This window comes from Cutibacterium sp. 37298 (assembly GCF_023838685.1).
Taxonomy (GTDB): domain Bacteria; phylum Actinomycetota; class Actinomycetes; order Propionibacteriales; family Propionibacteriaceae; genus Cutibacterium; species Cutibacterium acnes.
In genome coordinates, this window is the sequence record NZ_JAJNRJ010000003.1 from 251,154 (window position 1) to 268,979 (window position 17,826).

Genomic DNA, 17,826 nt, shown 5'->3' on the forward strand with positions numbered 1-17,826 from the left:
AGTGGCCGAAGCTGTGATAGGCGGAAATACATGGCTAGCGCGCCGGATAGGGTGGACCTATGACCGCATCCTTCCAGGACCGGGACTCCGACGTCCGCCCAGCCGATGACCTCTTCCGCCACGTCAACGGGTCGTGGCTGTCAACAACGACCATCCCCGACGATCAGGCGAGCACCGGATCATTCCGGGTATTGCGTGACAACTCCGAGGCCGCCGTTCACGACATCCTTGAGGAACTGACCTCCGGCGACGCCCACGAGTTGCGGCAAGCGGCCAGCGCGTCAACTGACCACGAAGTCGATCTTATGGCCGAGCTGTACCGCCGATTCATGGACTCTGCCGCCGTCGAAGCTGTCGGCACGACCCCCTTGACGCCGATCTTGGCACGCATCGATCGCGTGACAACGACATCTGAGTTCATGACATTGTTGGGCCGGCACTACCGCAAATCCCTCGGCGCTCTGTTCTACCTTGCCGAGGAGTCGGACCCCGCCGATCCCACTCGTTACGTACCGTGGATGGGTCAGGCTGGACTGGGCCTGCCCGACGAGGCCTATTACCGTGACGACGACAAGGCTGAGGTCCGCGAGACCTATGTGAGCCACGTCACCCGGATGCTCACCCTGGCCGGGCTGGACAACGCCGCCGACCAGGCTCAGGCCGTCATGGATCTAGAAACCGAAATCGCGTCCCACCACTGGGATCAGGTCCGCTGCCGAGATATGAAGGCAGCCTTTAACCCCAAGACCTTTAGCGAGCTGTCGAGCACCCATCCAGGTCTCCACCTCGATTTGTGGCGTGAGGGTGCTCGCATCCCCGTCGAGGTCCTGGCCACCGTCATCGACAACCAGCCATCCTTCTTCGATGGGGTCGAGGGAATGCTCGTCGACGAACGCCTTGACCCGTGGAAGTCGTGGGCACGCTGGCACGCCATATCTTCCCTGGCCCCCTATCTCAGCTCAGCCTTCGTCGATGAGAACTTCGACTTTTACGGTCGTGTCCTCAACGGCACCCCTGCGCTCAAAGTTCGATGGAAGCGCGGCGTCTCCTTCGTCGAGTCGACCCTGGGTGAGGCCGTCGGCAAGCTTTATATCGCCAGGCACTTCCCTCCGGCAGCCAAAGAGCGGATGGACGACCTCGTTGCCAACCTGCTGGCGGCATACCGTCAGTCCATCTCGACGCTGACATGGATGAGCGAGTCGACCCGAGCTGAAGCCCTACACAAGCTCTCGGCCTTCCGCCCCAAGATCGGCTACCCGGAACGTTGGCGCGACTTCTCGGGACTCCGGCTACCTGACGGAAGCCTGATCGACGCCGTTCTAGCCTGCAACTCATTCCACCTCGACCGAACCATTGAGAAACTCTCGGGCCCCATGGATCCCGACGAGTGGCTCATGTTCCCGCAAACGGTCAATGCCTACTACCACCCATTGCGCAACGAGATCGTCTTCCCCGCCGCGATCCTGCAACCGCCATTCTTCGACGTCCAGGCCGACGACGCCGCCAACTACGGCGGGATCGGTGCCGTCATCGGTCACGAGATCGGTCACGGTTTCGACGACCAGGGCTCGACCTGCGACGGTGCAGGCAGACTGCGTGACTGGTGGACCGCTGAGGATCGCACCGCCTTCGAGGAACGCACCAAGGGTCTCATCAGCCAGTACGACGCCCTTGTGCCGCTGCAACTACAGCCGGACGGCCCGCACGTCAACGGATCGCTGACGATAGGCGAGAACATCGGCGACCTCGGCGGAGCGGGAATCGCCTTCAAAGCCCTGCAAATATCTTTTGCGGGAGCCGAACCCGGACCGATTGACGGCCTGCCGTGGCAGCAGCGGTTCTTCCTGTCTTACGCCCGGATCTGGCGGGAAAAGCAGCGCGACGAGTCCCTGCGCACACAGATTGCCACGGACCCGCACTCACCCACCGAGTTCCGCAGTAACCAGATCGTTCGCAACATCGACGCCTTCTATGACGCCTTCGATGTCACCGAAAACGACCCGATGTGGCTGGCCCCCGAGAAGCGAGTCACCATCTGGTGATGCTGGTGCCCCCGCTAACCCGGGGGCATTTCTCATGCTCAGGTCGCATCGTCAGAGTCATTGTTCGCGCAGCAACTCGTAAGGCTTGTGAGACTTCACCGAAGCAATAGTGCGCGGCAAGCACCCCAGCGGCACGGCAGCAAGAAGGAGCAGAGGGAACCATGCCCCTTGTTCCAGCACATCGGCCAGCGGCACCGGGGACATCGCCACCGGACTCACCCCAGCAGCCGTCAACGCCATCGCTACACCACACAGCACCAGTCGAACAACTCAGAAAGTTTATGATTCGAACATGTACTCACATGGCCAAGCAAACCTGCATCCTCGATACACGACGTGATCTGGGCTAGAATCGGCGCAAAGAGCTCCGCCAGCCACAATCCTCATTCACGTATTCAGGAAAATCCTTATCTCCACTCTGAAAACTGAATGTCACCCATCCTATACAATATAGATCATTCATGATCATCAAATGCCAAGACCAGTGGCCGCATGAACATCTTGTAAAGAGCGATCCCATCGCTGATATCCAGCATCACCACAACTGATGCCACCAAGACACACCGCTCGATCCGAATCAACGCACCGCAAAACGTTGCGTTTCTCTTGGAAGATTCATGGATGAAAGGCCACCTACCAGCTCCAATACCCAGCATTCCTGAGTTCCGATGCAGCCTCAATACTGCACACCCCCTCCACGCCCTCTCCATTCTTCACGAGGCTCGTCGCTAGATACCGGCGAGGGCATTTGGTTCCATTAAGAATCTCCGCGACGCCTTTCCTTTTCGAGTCAGGCAGTTTCGAGAAGACATTAGCTGATTGCAACGCAACAGCTATAACACTAGAAGGACCCGAATAACGATCAAAGTGGGACAAATACCCATCAGAAACGCGCCACCACATCGACCTATCTATCTCTCCCTTATCGCCGAACAAGTCACTATGTGCGTAGGCAACCATAGCCCAATACGCATCATCCGATGGTTTCGTATAGTCTACATTATTCAAACGCCACGCCCGCAGGCATAAACCCTTATTCTTAAACCCCAATTGCCGCCTTACGATTGCCGCGGGAAGCAACCGAGATCATTGCTTCGAGTAATGCATCCCTCAGGAAGCCTTGTCTTCACCTCAAGGTCGTCACCGCCACCAACGTCGTCTCCTATAGTTTTCAAGGACGACGCCGCCATTAAGTCGGTGATATCACCGCTGGACCCTTCATCAGAGTTAGAGCCCTTTACAGACCTCAATCCTTTCAAAAGGCCGTCTGTTGCCGCTCCGCTCGGAAATTTATACCCGTCAACAAGTCGCACGAATTCATACGTTGTGTATACGTTCCCAAATATCGCCTTCGGAGGCGAAGCAAGCCCATCACTAGAGCTCAAACGCGTCAAAGCTTCCGCAGTTACTTCATCTCCACATCGCATAACACCACGAGAATGCTTTCCAATCGAAGCAAGAGCAGCCAAGGTCATAGAATCAGAATCCTTGCTATCTCTCCGAAGCAAGTTGCAATAATTATCGACAGTTTCCTGTTCCTTATTTGAAAGGTGCTCACCGTCAGAAACTAGCCCGAGGATATCAAGCAGAGTTTCAGGCCCTCTCCCCTCGGAGACGAGAGGCGTGCTCCCACACGATCCCTTTATGCCAAGGCTACGTGATCTCCAATCCAAATAGCGGCTCGAGCATCTCGCCTCGGCAAAATCACGATCCTCAAGAAGAGATTTGACCTCACCAACCAAAGGAGAATTTGAATCTGAACGTTCTACAGCTTCAAGCATGTTTAGCCCGGCACCAAGGCGGTCGGCAGCGGTTGGAATCAACTTAAGTTCTCGTATATCAGTTCGGTCAAAATACAGCTCTCTAGCGGCTCGACTAGCATCAATCTTGTCGAAAAGTGATTTATCTTTCACAAGAACCTGAAGTTTCTTCACGTCAAGCTTTGGCAAGGCATCAGCCCTACCCATCTTCATCATTGCATCGCGAATATAATATGTATCAATCGCGGTCTCATCTGACGCCGATCCAGCTAAGATTGGTTCATAAAGCAAATTATTTCTTGAACTCTCAATCTGCGAGAGCTCATCCTGATCCACCACCAGACCACCGTTATCCGGCGCTCCGGATGTACGAGAACAGCCAGCCGTGGCGGATAAAATAACGATTATTACTCCGACCGCCACAGCCCTAACGAGACTGTCTATTAGACTCATTAATCAGAATTCTAGGCGATGCTCACACACTGGCATTAACAGTGCGGATGTTACCGTACGCAAATGCCTTTGCTGTTGACGTAAAGCGGATAGAAATAGCAGTAATTCCGGCGCATACTCTGCCTGAAATATATGCACCCTTTTGCCCCCTGTTATTCTTGATCTTTGCACTAGCATCAGCACCATTAAAGCTAGCGCCCGCGCCCTTCAAGCTTACATTGATTCCCGTCGCATGTGCATTAAAGTCATCCTCAATCCATTTTGGTTTCATTGTGCTAACCGCACTCGACTTGAAGTCATGACAACCCTTCCATCCTCCGAGATTAGAGGCCCAAATATTTGCCGTAAGGCGCGCTCCGTTATCAAACTTCGTCGATTGCGAGTCACTGTAGGCATTCGCTGGTGCTGCCGTCACCGACCCAACGAGACAAACCCCAGCCACGACAGCTGCAGCAAGCTTCCCGGTAGTTGCACTCATGATGATTCTCCAATCGTTGTACATACTTGACACAGCCTTGGTCAAGATGTTTATAGATTAACTGCCCAGAGGGTCACTCCTAGGACACTTCTCAGAGAACCACTTCAGACCAGTCACGCCTTGAATTGCGCCTCAGAATCAATGATGTAGCAGGATCCCGGCTACGCATTAGTGTCTCACCACGATGAGAAACGAGGAGAGAAGTGAGCTCTTAGATGCACACCTCCACGTCTGCTGGACCAGATATCCAAGATCCTCTGGCTTCCTCACTACTGAAGTCTGTCATCGAGATGGCGATCAGACTGCTTACTCGCTGAAGCCCTTTCGCTGTCAAGAGTCGCTTGACAATAGAAAATTCCCCCGCTATGAGTTGTCGTCAATCTATGCTTTGTGGCCAGTACTGGGCCGTTCCTCTCCGATAAGCACACCGCCCAGTAACCGTCGGTGACGGCACTCCAACTCTCCTCCCGTGCATGACGAGCCATCATCTTCGTCGAATCTCCAGCAGGTGGGGCCGACAAAAAGACGGACGCAGCTCGGCACTTCTCGCCAACCTTCAAGCAGCGGATTAAGGAACCGGCCTTCAACTTCATCGACACTTGCGGGAGTCCACTAACCAACTCGATTGGTGCAGATGAGCGACGAAGTCCGCACGGAAAGCTTGACGAAACTTCCAAGCCTTCGCTCCCGGATCGGAGCACGGACTCACGGCGCGACCTCGCGAGCCTATAGGTGGGCCCCGATAACTTCATCGGCGCCATTCAGGGTGTCATCTCATTCATCGTCATGGTCACTGCTCGCGCAACAACTCGTAGGGCTCGTGAGATCTCACCGAGACCACGGTGCGCGGCAGGCATCCCAACGGGACCGCGGCAAAAAGCACCAAGGGGAACCATGCTCCCTGCTCCAGCACATCGAGCAAAGGCACCAGGGTCATCGCAACCGGCCCCAGGTGCACACCTGCGGCCGTCAACGTAATCGCTACACCACACAGCACCAGCCCAACAACAACGATTCCCAGCGCCATCACCACACCAATGAGAAAGGCCTCCGTTTCAAGGCAACCGAGAATCCACTCCCCCGAGCGGCCGAAAGCCTTAAATACTGCAATCTGAGACCCCCGCTGACGCGAGATCGTCGAGCCAACACTGACCCCAAGCACCAATGCCGCCACACAGATGACGACGATGAGGATCGTCTGCATCCGCTGGACATCAGAGGTCATCTGATCGGCGTATCCGACCACATCAGCCTGGCTGGTTGCGGAAAATCCTGCCTGGCTTAGCTGCCGATGGACGTCAGCGACGTGGGCGCGCGAATCAGCCTCGACATAGGCCCTCGACACGCCCTGCTTATCAAACGCTTGAGGGGACATCCCTGCGTTGGCAGCCTCCCAATTCTTGGCGTCGTCAACATTAACGTAGACCGTATCGGGACCGTCATTGTTCGGACGGCTGGAGTCGTAAAGGCCAACAACCTTGAGCTTCGTCGGGACAGCCTCAGCTTCAGATGCCTTCGTCTTGCGCTGGTACGACACATTGATCGTCGTCCCCAGCAAAGCTTTGAGATCATGACCGTTTACCGCATCTGGCACGATGACTTCCCCTGGCCGCACTGGCCTGGTGGGGCCGTCAAAGGCCACCGTGGCGGGAGGAACATCGGGAATCTGTGCCGTGGCCCATACGATCTGCGGAAGCCCATTGTCGTCGTCGCAGAGCAGTCCAGCCTGCGACCACTCGTAGACCTTCGCCACATGGTCCATGCCCATCATCTGCCGGCGAGCTGCCGCGTTAATCGGGCCATTAGACCCACGCCCCGTACTGTCAACAACAACATAGTTGAGTCTCTTGCCCGCGTCAGCGGCGTCAATCTGGTCACGAACATGGCCTGCGACGATGGTGTTCATTGCTAGAGCGCATCCTCCCAGCAAGGCCAGGACGATGATGAACCAGCGCTGTCGGGGCAAGCTGGAGCGTCGCAAGGAGACCCAGGCGTGACGCGATGCTGACATGCTCATCGTGTCGCCTCCACCGTGACGCTCAGATGTGGAAGGTCGATCGGTTGGTGCGATGCCATGATGATCGTTCCTCCGTCATCCAGGTAGTCCTGAAGCAGTTTCTCCACGGCCCACCGATTGTCGTCGTCAAGGGATGCCGTCGGCTCATCTGCCAGCAAGACTGCGGGCCGCGACGCCACAGCCCGGACGACGGCCACCCGCTGCTGCTGCCCACCGGACAACGTGCTGGCCTGCTGATTGGCCAGGTCAGCCATGCCGCAAGAGGCCAGTAACTGATACGCGATCTCGGCTTCGGCGCACAGAGCGGCGTTCTCCCAGACAGTGAAGTACGGGGTGAGGAATGGGTACTGGAAGGCGTAGGCAACCAGCCCCTCACGGCGAGCCTGCTCAGGATCACGGTCGCCATGACCATGAGCAATGGTGATGTGCCCGCTCGTCACTGGAAGCAGGCCACCGATCATGGCCATCATGGTCGACTTACCCTGACCGGATGCTCCCTTGATGAGACATGCCTGACCTGCGTCAACAGTCGCATCGGCGCAATGAATCGTGCACCCCCCACGCGCGGAATCGCCCGAGGGGAATGTCTTGGTCACACCTTGCCAAGAAACCGTCATGTCACCACGCCCAATTCCCGGAATACCTCAACAGGTACGCCGATTCGATACTGCACTTGTCCTTGACCGGCTTTCCATTGCGAATGAGCGCCGGACCAAGGTCCTTCCTCGGACATGGCGCATCCGCGAGACTGTCGCCGATGCGTTGCAACTGGGAACGAGACAATGTAGAGACGGTATTCGCCGCCGACAAGGCCATCGCGATAGTCGTACTCGGGCCACTGTAGGTCTCGAGATGGCGCAAATACCCGTCCGAGATCGACTCCCACCCCCATTTCTCGGCGTCCTTAGCATTGCTGAATAGGTCGGCACTGGCCAGCGCCTGCATCGCCCACCGAGCCTCCTCGGAAGAAGTCGTCTTGACCTTCCACGGTGTGAGGCACAACCCGTCGTTGGACAGGCCGATCTCCCGCCTCATCGTCGCGATGGGCAGATCCGTCATCACCGTCTTTCTCGTGATGCAGCCCTTCGGCAGGCGGGTACGTTTGTCGACCTCTGATCTCTCCTTGTCGGACAACGCGTTGAGGGTTTTCAGGGATGACGCCGCCATGAGTTGGGTGACGTGGGCCTGCCGACTGTCTCCACCATTCACCAAATACGGGCGCAAAGCCGCGACCAGATGATCATGAGCGTAGCCATCGTCGTCGGGTAGATCGTGACCGTCGATGAGCCGGAGGTACTCATATGTGCTCTTGAGCGTCCCGTTGACTGACGAATTCGCCGGCTCGCGAATGAGGGAGTTGGAGGGGCTGAGGACCGTCCCGAGGTTATCGACAACGGGCGCCTGCGCATCATCAGCGCACGCAGTAGGCAGGAGAAGCAAGATGGCTGCCACCCCCGCCAAGAATCGTTGAAAAGACATACTGCGTACAATATGACACAATCGGCTTACCTCGACGATCACGACAGCGTCACCGGTGAACGAGCTTGTCATGCCGACGTTGACACTGGGCTGACAGCTGTGTCCCGATGTGCCGAGGTCAACAGAAAAATCGACACCCCGCAGACTGTGACCCGTTGAGGAGTTACCCTGCGGTCAGCTGCGGCCACGGCAAAACCGCGCGACACGATATTCGGTATCAGGGAAGATCACGTCATGCCAGCAACCGCCACCTATGCGACCCTGGAACTATCCCACCGGTGCTGTGACCTCGCGCTCGCCCGAACCCCGTTTCGTCGCGCCCGTCAACCAATCCTTGCAGTGGTGTTCTTCCTCATCGTCCTCGCATTGTGGCAGTCGATGCCCACCATGCTAGCTGCCATCACCTCCTCCCCAGAACCGTTCACCGTCTGGCCCCTCGTCTTCCACGACATCAATCTGTATTACGGCGCTCCAGCAACCACAGGTTGTTTCCTCGCTCTGATCGTGGTGAGTCTCCTGCCGGTCATGGTCTTGCCGACATCACCGTTAGACATACGGCACCGCTTCGTTATGCTTCCCGTCGTCGGCCTCAATGCGTCCTTCTTCAATACGGCGCCCCAGTTCAGGGCTCTCTTCCGCAGCCGGTACACCCTGCAGGCGGCTCTGCTCTCAGCGGGATTCGTCGCGCTTTTGGCCACCCGTGTCGCAGGCCCATCATCAGCATGGGGGGTGGAACCCCTGACCATCGGCAGATTCTTTCAATACGCCACCCTCGCACCGAGCTTCCGCATCTTTGAACCGCGGCTACCAGCATCGCGCTTCTACCTTCGGATGCTCGCCGCACAATACGTCCTCGTCGCGCCGATGCTTGTCGTGGCAGTGTTGACCGACATCTTCACCAATCACCCAGCACATTCCACGATCCTCGCTACCGCCGGAGTATGCGGATCAGCCCTTATCACCATTGGTGTCGGGATTTTTGTCCCTGCTCGCGACGACAATCCCCTGTCGATCCTGCTGGGTTGCGCGATTGTGCTGACCATCGGAATGGCGCTCGTCGTATTCTGCGGAATCCTCCATCTTCCTGCCGCAGCATCTATCGGCCTTGGTATCGCCTGCGCAGCCTTACTCATCACCTACAGCATCGTCACCATTTCGGATCAACGGAAGGCAGCCCGATGAAGGACCCTAAAGTCTACCTGACAAGCCTAATCATCGCGATTATTGCGACACTAACACTGGCCACCGGAATCATCTTGATCCTGATGTTTTCGGTGCACGACGAGTCGGCTTACCGAACTGGTCTCTTCGGGTCGGTATATTTCCGAGCCGCACCCAACCCCCAAGGCAATATCGACGCGACGATGGGTGTCGCGTCGCTGCCACGGCTAGGCATCGTCGCAGCCGCGATATTTGCATTCACCCTCCTCGTCTCAGCTATCTATTTTCGGCTCAAGGCCTACCGTGCATCACTCATCCAATAATCGTGCGGTGTGGCAACACCCGCGGGATCTCAGCTTGCAGCCGTTAGCCAGACACCTCGTTTTCATAGGATTCGCGCCTGGGGCCATCCTCGCCTTCGGATGGGCATTTTGTGCTGCCCACGGCGCGAACGGCTCACATCGGGTACCCCACGCTCACTCCTGTCCGCGTGCCTCGATCGCCTCTGTCATCGCCAGGGCTCGTCGGGCAGTATCGACGTGAAGGTTCTCGATCATGCGGCCATGGTAGGTAACAACACCCGAGCCATTCCCGCTCTCCCAGGCGTCGATGATGCCGCGGGCCTCCGCGACCTGTTCAGCGTCGGGTGCGAAGACCTCGTTGGCCGGGCCGACCTGGCCGGGGTGAATGAGCGTCTTGCCGTCGAATCCCATGAGCTGGGCCTCACGGCACTGGGCCGTGAATCCCTCAACATCGCGGACGTCGTTGTAGACCCCATCCAGGATGGCAGTACCAGCTGCCCGAGCCGCCAGCATGCATATCTGCAGCGCCGTCACCACCGGGGCGCGGCCAGCCACGTGAGACGCACGCAGCTCCTTAGTCAGATCGTTAGTGCCCATGATGAGCACCGTCAGACGGTCGGAGGCCTCAGCGATGTCAAGGCAATCCAGCACCGCCCGTGGGGTCTCGATCATGGCCCATAACTTGACACTCTTATCGGCCCCGGCGGCCTCCATGTCAGCGACAATAGCGCGCACTTGCTCAGCAGAGCTGACCTTAGGGACAGCGATAGCGTCTGGGCCAGCGGCAACAGCGGCAACAAGATCATCGTGATACCACTGGGTGTCCATCCCGTTGACACGGATGGCAACCTCCCGGTAGCCGTACGGATGCCCCCTCACGACGCCAGCTGTACGTTCACGGGCCTCAACCTTAAGGTCGGGGGCCACCGCGTCCTCAAGATCAATGATGATGCCATCGCAGTCGATGCTGCGGGCCTTCTCCAGCGCCCTGGCATTAGCACCGGGCATGAACAGAACAGAACGACGCGGGCGCAGTGCAGAATCCATGCCTACAATTGTGCCGCAACCGAATCCAGCGCCGAGAGCGGGCTGAAGTCCAGTCATTGTGACCGAGTACTCACGGTCACAATGACTGGACTTCAGCGACGACGCAGCAGATACGTATCGAACACCCACCCCAAACGCTTCTCAGCGTCGGCACGGGCGCTCAGGATCTCCTCGCGAACCTCAGCGAGGTCCCCACTGATGAGAATCTCGTCGGGAGTGCCGATGTAGGCCGCCCAGTAGATATCGATACCCGTGGGATCAATGAGGCTAAAAGTCTGACGCCCGTCAAGCATGACGATCACATCGTCAACCCCCTCCGGCATCCCGTTGGCCAGCAACCGGGCAGGCGAGATCTGCAGCGCGCGGCCTTGCCGATTGAGCGGAATCTGGTGACGCGACGCCAGGGACAGCGAACTCGAAATACCAGGAATGACGTTGAGCTCAATCGGCACACCCCCGTCAGCGTCAACGGCAGCGATGAGTTTCTTGACGATGGCCAGAGTGGACTCGAACAGGCCCGGGTCACCCCACACCAGAAATCCGCCGCGTTGACCGTCGGCAAGGTTGTCAGCAACGGCATGGATCCACTGATCGAGTCGCTGGCGACGCCACTTGGCGACGGCCGCCTTGTAATTCTCGGCGGTCTTCCATGGACGGGGCGGATCCTGCAACTCGACGACGTGCAAACCATCGGAGTCGGCGTCGGGGCGGTGACGACGCAGCACCTCACGGCGGAACTCGACGAGGTCATCGACGTCGTGCTCCTTGAGGACGACAAAGAGGACATCGAGGTGCTGGATGGCGTCGACAGCCGCCAAGGTCAGCCAATCCGGGTTGCCGGGGCCGATGCCGATGAGGTCAAGACGACGGGACACAATGTCTCCTTAGTAGTTTCGAACGTGGCGTCAGGACGAGCGAGAAACCACCTCGTCGCACAGCGCCTCAAGAGCCTGCTTGGCATCCCCGTCAGGCAGCGGAGTTAAGTGGGTACGGGCGCGGTCCGCCCGGCGCTGAATCTCGACACGAGCCTCGTCGATAACGTGGTTGGTGCGCAGCTTGTCCAATACATCAGACAGCACGGCGTCATCGGACAAATCAGCATCGAGCATCTCCTTGAGCTCGGCGTCCGCCGGATCGTCAGAAGCGCGCAGCAAAAGGGTCGGCAAGGTCGGAACCTTCTCGCGCAGGTCAGTACCTGGGGTCTTGCCAGTCATCGTCGACGTGATGTCAATGAGGTCATCGGCAAGCTGAAATACCTCCCCGATGTCCTCACCAAACTGCTCTAAGGCGGCGACGTTCTCGGCGGACGCATGGGAGACCATCGCCCCAAAGACAGCAGAGGCTGCAATGAGTGACCCCGTCTTATCGGCAACGACCTTGAGGTAATGGGCCAGCGGATCTTGCCCCTGCGAAGGACCACGGGTCTCGGCAATCTGACCCTGTACCAGGCGGGAGAACGTTCGGGCCTGCAACTTAACGAAGTCGACTCCCAGTTCCGCTACGGCCAGGGAAGCCCTCGAGAACAGGTAGTCCCCCACCATGATGGCCACCGAGTTGCCCCATCGCAGGTTCGCTGAAGGGGCGCCGCGACGCCTAGACGCCTCGTCCATAACGTCATCGTGATACAGCGAGGCAACGTGGGTGAGTTCCATGACAACAGCGGCACGCACCAGGTCGGCGTCGTTCACCGCGTCACCAAACTGGGAGCACAACACCACCAGCAGCGGGCGGAACCTCTTGCCACCGGCAGAAATGATGTGGTTGGCCGCCTCAGTCACGAAGGGGGTGTCAGCGCCGGCCTGACGACCCAGCTCGTCCTCGATGAGGGCAAGTTTGGCGCTCACCAGATCGGTGAACTCGCTGCTGGCGCTATACGACACAGTTCTCCTCTTCCAACCAAGCGATCGTCCGGTACTCGTCCGGCCGTCGTCTCGACGTGACCTGGCCATCTTTCACTCTACTGGCTTGACGGTGCTCGCGTCTTGCTGGAGTGTCATTGTCATGGTCTACACATGTAGCCAGGCCGGGGTCGCATCACTTCCAGATGCGACCCCGGCCCCCATTAACAAACTCAGCGCAGGAAAGTGCTTGCCTGGTTGAACAGGTCAATAATCGGCTGTGGGGCAACACCCATGACAATGGTGAACACCGCGCACACGATGAGGGTGATCCATCCGGCGATGGAGGGCTCGGCAACCTCCACGGGGTCGTCGCCCTCCTTCGCAGACCGGAAAAACACCACGACGATGATGCGCAGATAGAAGGCCGCTGCCACCAGGGAGAACAGCACCCCAATCAACACCAGCCAGGCGTATCCGCCACGCCAGCCGGCCAGGAAGACCACCAGTTTGCCGGTGAAACCTGCCGTCAACGGGATGCCGGCGAAACTCAGCACAAAGATGACGACCAGAACACCGATCCACGGATGACTACGACCAATACCCGCCCACGAGGCGATCTCAGTGGATTCGCCACCGGCGCGACGCACCATGAGGATGAGCAGCCAGAAGCCGATCGATGCCAAGCCATAGGCCGTCATGTACACCAGCACCGACGACACCGAACCAGTCTGGCCCTCGGCCATGCCGGTCTGGGTCGTCCAGGCTCCGACAACACCGACCAGCACGAACCCAGCATGGGCGATAGCGGAGTAGGCCAGCAGACGCTTCATATCGGTCTGCGCGAGGCCCACGATGGCGCCCACACCCATCGAGGCCACAGCCACGACGGCGAGCACGATCTGCCAGTCCCATCTCATCGCGCCCAGACCGACATACAGGACGCGCATCAGACCGACGAGGGCGACGAGTTTGGTCGCGACAGCCATCCAGCCGCTAACCGGCGTCGGAGCGCCAGTGTAGACATCGGGGGTCCAGGAGGCGAACGGAACCGCGCCTATCTTGAACAACAGCCCGACGGCCACCAGGATCATGCCCGCGACGATGAGTTTCGACGAGCCGACCTGAGTGACGCCCGCTGCAGCTAGATCGCCAAGCTTGAAACTGCCGGCGCATCCATACAGCAGCACGATGCCATAAAGGAACAAGGCCGAGGACAGCGCACCCAGCAAGAAGTACTTCAGCGCGGCTTCCTGAGACAACAGCCGACGACGTCGCGACATCCCACACAGCAGGTACAACGGCAGAGAGAAGATCTCCAAGGCAACGAACATCATGATGAGGTCATTAGCCGCGGCGAAACACATCATGCCCAACGCCGCGAACATCAGCAGCGGGTAGACCTCAGTGTGCTCGCGATGCTCCTGCTCGGCCTTTGCCTCCAGCGGGGAACCAGGCACCGACGACGCGCTCGCCACAAAAGCCGTCTGGGTGGTGCCGACTCGCTCAGCGAAGAGCACCACGGTCCCAAGACCGGTCGCTAGCAGAATGACCCACGTAGCCAGGGTCGGTCCGTCGAGGGCCAAAGTTCCCTGCCCGGCAACAATTCGGGTGCCACGGGCAATAGTGGTTAGCGTCGAGGCGATGGCTACAACCAGAGTGGCGACCGTCACGATGATCTGGGTCGGACGACGACCCGATCGGGGAACAAAGGCCTCCACCAGCACCGCCACGCACGCCCCTGCCATGAGGACGAACACCGGCGCCAGCGGCCCCCACTCGAGGTGCGGAGCCGCGACGTCGAGGAGCGCTGGCAGCCCAGACGCAGTAATCAACAGGGCGGGATTCACTTGAGACCCTCCTTGACGACGGGTGCCGGATCGGTGGCGTGGACCTGAGTCATGGTGGCCGTGGCTACTGGTTCAATGGCGTGCAGCATCGGCCTGGGGACGAACCCGAACACCAGCAGCAAAATGATGAGAGGTGCAAGCACCAACTTCTCCCGCCCGTTCAGGTCACTGACCTGCTCAGAGACACCCTGCACCGGGCCAGTCATAGTGCGTCGGTACGTCACCAGAACGTACACCGCAGCCAGCACCATGCCGATGGTGGAAATGGCGACATAGATTGGGTGGCGGGACCAAGCACCAGCTAAGGCCATGAACTCGCTCACAAAGTTTCCCGTGCCCGGCAACGACAGGGTCGCCAGCCCGGCGAAGAGGAAAGTTCCGGCGAGTACCGGGGCGACCTTCTGGACGCCACCGTAGCCGTCGACCTTCGCCGTCCCGCCCCGGCGCACCAGGAAACCAAGCACGAGGAACAACGCTGCCGTCGAAAAGCCGTGGTTGAACATGTAGAAGATCGAACCTGTGATCGACGTCGTCGTCAGGGCGAAAATGCCAATGACCATAAAGCCGAAGTGACTTACTGAAGTGTAGGAGACGAACCTCATGAGGTCGCTCGAGGTCGCGGCCATCATGGCACCCCACAGCACCGAGATAATCGCCAGGGTGAGGACGAAGGGGGTGGCCCAGTCGGAGGCGGCGGGGAACAGGCCCAGACACAGCCTCAGCATTCCAAAGGTGCCGATCTTGTCGAGCAGGCCGACGAGTAGGGAAGACGCCCCCGCAGTGGCCTGTTCGGCGGTATCAGGCAGCCACGTGTGCACCGGGACCATCGGGGCCTTGATCGCGAAGGCGATGAAGAATCCGACAAATAATTCCTTACCAATCGCCCCCGAGAAGTCCACCTTTGCCAGGTCGCTCAGAAGGAAGGATCCACCGTGCACCCCGACGCCGATGACGGCGAATAGCATGACCAGCCCACCAGCCAAGGAGTACAGCAGGAACTTCATCGCTGCTCGGCCTCGTCGTGGACCGCCCCATCCTGCGATGAGGAAGTACATCGGGATGAGGGTGGCCTCGAACATGAGGTAGAACAGCAAGACATCGGTGGCAGCGAAGCAATAGATTGCCAGTCCCTCAAGCATGAGGGCCAAGCCGAAAAACGTCCCAGTTGACCAGCGAACCGTCTCGTCGTCGCCCACATGCCACTCGGCGAGTAGCACCACCGGCACGAGGATGACGACCAGCAGGACCATCGTCAGGGAAAGGCCATCACCACCTAGCGCATACCAGGCTCCAACAGCGCGGATCCAGCGATGGGTTTCCGAAAGGTTGGTGCCATTGACGCCGACGATGAAAACGTAGACACCCAGTACCAGAGTGACCAGAGAAAACACCATGCCGGTGGCTCGGGCCGCAGCCCCGCGCAGCATCATGGTGATAACGCCGCCGACGATCGGCAGCAGCGCGATCACTGTGAGGATCGGGAAAGACATGTCAGCTCCTCCAGCGCTCAGGCCATCCGGCCCAGGACGACGACGAGTCCGACGACTACCACGCCGACGACCATCATGAGGCCGTAACTGCGCACGTAGCCGTTTTGGACTTTGCGGATGATCTGGGAACAAGCCGTGGTGACGGAGCCAGCGCCGTTAACCAGACCGTCGACCACCGACCGATCGAAGCCCGCGACACCGCCGGCCAGCCAACGCCCCGGCTTCACCACGACAACATCGTTGATGTCGTCGCCGTAGATGTCGTGACGACCAGCGACAAGCAGCGGATCGTGAGTCTCGGGCTCCTCGTTCGGCACATTGTGACGGTTGAGCAACCAGCCTGCCACGATGCCGAGGATCACTACGGCAAGGGTGATGATGCCGATCACGCCCATGTGCCACATACCGGCGTGCTCTACCTCAGCGCCAGTGGCCGGCGCCAGCCAGTCACCAATCCAGTTATTCATGAAAGCGCCTGCGAAGATCGACAAGACGGCTAACACGATGAGCGGAATCGTCATGACCGCCGGGGATTCGTGCGGATGGACGTCCTCACGCCACCGCTGGGAACCCAGGAAGGTCAGCACCATGAGGCGAGTCATGTAGTAGGCAGTGATTCCGGCCCCGATAAGGGCCAGCACCCCGAAGACCGTACCCTTATCGAAGGCGGCCTCGATGATGTGGTCTTTGGAAAAGTAGCCAGAGGTACCAGGGATACCGATAATGGCGAGGTAGCCGCACGCGAAGGTCCAGAAGGTCATAGGCATCACCTTGGACAGCGCACCAAAGTGGTACATGTCCGTGTCGTCACCGGTGCCATGCATCACCGAGCCAGCCCCAAGGAACATGTTCGCCTTAAAGAAACCGTGGGTGAGCAGGTGGAAAATCGCCAGAGCCGCACCGGCCGGTCCCAAACCTGCAGCCAGCATCATGTAGCCGATCTGGCTCATCGTCGATCCGGCAAGGACCTTCTTGATGTCCTTCTTCGCTGAACCGATCCAGGCGCCGAACAACAGGGTGATGGTACCGACGATCGCCACGGCCAACGAGGCTGCTCCCGTGTGGGCGTAGATCTCGTGAGAACGTACCACCAGGTAAACACCAGCGGTAACCATCGTCGCAGCGTGGATCAGGGCCGAGACCGGCGTCGGGCCCTCCATGGCATCAAGCAGCCAGGCTTGCAACGGCACCTGAGCGGACTTACCACAAGCAGCCAGCAGCAGCATGAAACCGAGCAACGTGGCCCAGGTTGACGTCAGCCCCGACGCTTTAGCTGAAACATCGGAGAAGCGCACGCTGCCGAACTGGGCGAGCATCGTAAAGATCGCCATCGTCAAACCGAGGTCGCCGATGCGGTTCATGATGAAAGCCTTATTACCGGCGCGGGCAGCAGCGGGACGACCAAACCAGAACCCGATAAGCAGGTAGGAGGCCAGACCGACACCCTCCCAGCCGACAAACAGGATGAGGTAGTTATCGGCCAACACCAACGTCAGCATCGCGGCAATGAAGAGGTTGAGATAGGCGAAGAACCGACGACGATCGGTGTCATGGGCCATATACCCGATCGCGTAGATGTGGATCAGTGAGCCCACGAAGGTGATGAGCAGCACAAACAGGATCGAGAGCTGGTCAATAAGCAGCCCCACTCGCAGATCCCACGCCCCGACGTCGATAAATCGGTAGACACCCACGTCGACGGCACGAGACGCGCCGTCACGTCCGAGCAGGTCGACAAAGAGGACCAACCCGATGACGAAGGAGGCGATCGGAGCCACAGTGGCCAATACATGCCCCCACGCGTCGCTGCGGCGTCCCAGCACCAATAGCAGCGCGGCAACCACCAGTGGCACCGCAATCATGAGCCAGGCCACGTTGAACAAGCCGGTTTCCAAGACAGTCACGGTAC

14 protein-coding genes and 3 pseudogenes are annotated in these 17,826 nt (G+C 58.9%); 4 read left to right on the forward strand and 13 right to left on the reverse strand.

What is annotated here, in order from left to right; translation table 11 throughout:
• The first annotated feature begins 59 nt into the window (after nucleotides 1-59).
• Nucleotides 60-2,042 carry a M13 family metallopeptidase gene (locus LRP59_RS09855; protein ID WP_002533345.1) on the forward strand — a complete coding sequence of 661 codons (1,983 nt, stop codon included), beginning with the start codon at nucleotides 60-62 and terminating at the stop codon, nucleotides 2,040-2,042.
• A 57-nt stretch (nucleotides 2,043-2,099) separates the two neighbouring features.
• Here the strand turns inward: LRP59_RS09855 and LRP59_RS09860 are convergent.
• The 6 genes and pseudogenes from LRP59_RS09860 to LRP59_RS09885 all read right to left on the reverse strand — a co-directional run.
• Nucleotides 2,100-2,312: pseudogene (locus LRP59_RS09860) on the reverse strand (ABC transporter permease); the annotation flags it as partial.
• A gap of 788 nt (nucleotides 2,313-3,100) precedes the next feature.
• Nucleotides 3,101-4,255 carry a hypothetical protein gene (locus LRP59_RS09865; protein ID WP_252236857.1) on the reverse strand — a complete coding sequence of 385 codons (1,155 nt, stop codon included), beginning with the start codon at nucleotides 4,253-4,255 and terminating at the stop codon, nucleotides 3,101-3,103.
• Between the two features lie 22 nt (nucleotides 4,256-4,277).
• The gene (locus LRP59_RS09870; protein WP_230617350.1) at nucleotides 4,278-4,733 is read right to left on the reverse strand and encodes a hypothetical protein; all 456 of its coding nucleotides are present in this window, start codon (nucleotides 4,731-4,733) and stop codon (nucleotides 4,278-4,280) included.
• A 790-nt stretch (nucleotides 4,734-5,523) separates the two neighbouring features.
• Entirely contained in the window at nucleotides 5,524-6,750 is a 1,227-nt protein-coding gene (locus LRP59_RS09875) for a hypothetical protein (RefSeq protein ID WP_002514914.1), read from the reverse strand.
• Nucleotides 6,747-7,367, reverse strand: coding sequence for an ABC transporter ATP-binding protein (locus tag LRP59_RS09880; protein ID WP_002514915.1), 621 nt, complete (start codon nucleotides 7,365-7,367; stop codon nucleotides 6,747-6,749). Before LRP59_RS09880 ends, LRP59_RS09875 begins: the two co-directional genes overlap by 4 nt.
• Before the next feature lies 1 nt (nucleotide 7,368).
• Nucleotides 7,369-8,301, reverse strand: coding sequence for a hypothetical protein (locus LRP59_RS09885; protein ID WP_002522014.1), 933 nt, complete (start codon nucleotides 8,299-8,301; stop codon nucleotides 7,369-7,371).
• Between LRP59_RS09885 and LRP59_RS09890 the strand changes: the two genes are divergently transcribed.
• From LRP59_RS09890 to LRP59_RS09900, 3 genes and pseudogenes are all read left to right on the forward strand, one after another.
• The gene (locus tag LRP59_RS09890; protein WP_014604206.1) at nucleotides 8,242-8,388 is read left to right on the forward strand and encodes a hypothetical protein; all 147 of its coding nucleotides are present in this window, start codon (nucleotides 8,242-8,244) and stop codon (nucleotides 8,386-8,388) included. The two genes, LRP59_RS09885 and LRP59_RS09890, sit on opposite strands and share 60 nt — an antisense overlap.
• 72 nt (nucleotides 8,389-8,460) lie before the next feature.
• Nucleotides 8,461-9,411 (forward strand): annotated as a pseudogene (locus LRP59_RS09895) (ABC transporter permease); the annotation flags it as partial.
• The gene (locus tag LRP59_RS09900) at nucleotides 9,408-9,713 is read left to right on the forward strand and encodes a hypothetical protein (RefSeq protein ID WP_002514918.1); all 306 of its coding nucleotides are present in this window, start codon (nucleotides 9,408-9,410) and stop codon (nucleotides 9,711-9,713) included. The pseudogene LRP59_RS09895 and the gene LRP59_RS09900, both read left to right, overlap by 4 nt.
• A gap of 153 nt (nucleotides 9,714-9,866) precedes the next feature.
• On the opposite strand, the gene LRP59_RS09905 is transcribed toward LRP59_RS09900, so the two are convergent.
• The 7 genes and pseudogenes from LRP59_RS09905 to nuoL form a co-directional block, all read right to left on the reverse strand.
• Nucleotides 9,867-10,739, reverse strand: coding sequence for a CoA ester lyase (locus tag LRP59_RS09905; RefSeq protein WP_254943293.1), 873 nt, complete (start codon nucleotides 10,737-10,739; stop codon nucleotides 9,867-9,869).
• 92 nt (nucleotides 10,740-10,831) lie between these two features.
• Nucleotides 10,832-11,614 (reverse strand): precorrin-6A synthase (deacetylating), encoded by a 783-nt coding sequence (gene cobF / locus LRP59_RS09910; protein ID WP_002514920.1) that lies wholly within the window; start codon nucleotides 11,612-11,614, stop codon nucleotides 10,832-10,834.
• Between the two features lie 30 nt (nucleotides 11,615-11,644).
• Nucleotides 11,645-12,619, reverse strand: coding sequence for a polyprenyl synthetase family protein (locus LRP59_RS09915; RefSeq protein WP_002514921.1), 975 nt, complete (start codon nucleotides 12,617-12,619; stop codon nucleotides 11,645-11,647).
• Nucleotides 12,609-12,802: pseudogene (locus LRP59_RS12255) on the reverse strand (hypothetical protein). Before LRP59_RS12255 ends, LRP59_RS09915 begins: the two are co-directional and overlap by 11 nt.
• Nucleotides 12,803-12,810: 8 nt before the next feature.
• Nucleotides 12,811-14,427: an NADH-quinone oxidoreductase subunit NuoN gene (gene nuoN, locus LRP59_RS09920; RefSeq protein ID WP_002514922.1), complete on the reverse strand. Its 1,617-nt coding sequence runs from the start codon at nucleotides 14,425-14,427 to the stop codon at nucleotides 12,811-12,813.
• Entirely contained in the window at nucleotides 14,424-15,917 is a 1,494-nt protein-coding gene (locus tag LRP59_RS09925) for an NADH-quinone oxidoreductase subunit M (RefSeq protein ID WP_002514923.1), read from the reverse strand. Before LRP59_RS09925 ends, nuoN begins: the two co-directional genes overlap by 4 nt.
• A 17-nt stretch (nucleotides 15,918-15,934) precedes the next feature.
• Nucleotides 15,935-17,821, reverse strand: a complete 1,887-nt coding sequence (gene nuoL / locus LRP59_RS09930; protein WP_002514924.1) for an NADH-quinone oxidoreductase subunit L — start codon at nucleotides 17,819-17,821, stop codon at nucleotides 15,935-15,937.
• Nucleotides 17,822-17,826 lie beyond the last annotated feature (5 nt).

Excerpts from the sequence above, each read along its gene's own strand:
- LRP59_RS09855 (WP_002533345.1), top strand. The coding sequence starts at position 60 with ATGACCGCATCCTTCCAGGACCGGGACTCCGACGTCCGCCCAGCCGAT.
- LRP59_RS09865 (WP_252236857.1), bottom strand. The coding sequence starts at position 4,255 with ATGAGTCTAATAGACAGTCTCGTTAGGGCTGTGGCGGTCGGAGTAATA.
- LRP59_RS09870 (WP_230617350.1), bottom strand. The coding sequence starts at position 4,733 with ATGAGTGCAACTACCGGGAAGCTTGCTGCAGCTGTCGTGGCTGGGGTT.
- LRP59_RS09875 (WP_002514914.1), bottom strand. The coding sequence starts at position 6,750 with ATGAGCATGTCAGCATCGCGTCACGCCTGGGTCTCCTTGCGACGCTCC.
- LRP59_RS09880 (WP_002514915.1), bottom strand. The coding sequence starts at position 7,367 with ATGACGGTTTCTTGGCAAGGTGTGACCAAGACATTCCCCTCGGGCGAT.
- LRP59_RS09890 (WP_014604206.1), top strand. The coding sequence starts at position 8,242 with ATGACACAATCGGCTTACCTCGACGATCACGACAGCGTCACCGGTGAA.
- LRP59_RS09885 (WP_002522014.1), bottom strand. The coding sequence starts at position 8,301 with ATGACAAGCTCGTTCACCGGTGACGCTGTCGTGATCGTCGAGGTAAGC.
- LRP59_RS09900 (WP_002514918.1), top strand. The coding sequence starts at position 9,408 with ATGAAGGACCCTAAAGTCTACCTGACAAGCCTAATCATCGCGATTATT.
- LRP59_RS09905 (WP_254943293.1), bottom strand. The coding sequence starts at position 10,739 with ATGGATTCTGCACTGCGCCCGCGTCGTTCTGTTCTGTTCATGCCCGGT.
- LRP59_RS09925 (WP_002514923.1), bottom strand. The coding sequence starts at position 15,917 with ATGTCTTTCCCGATCCTCACAGTGATCGCGCTGCTGCCGATCGTCGGC.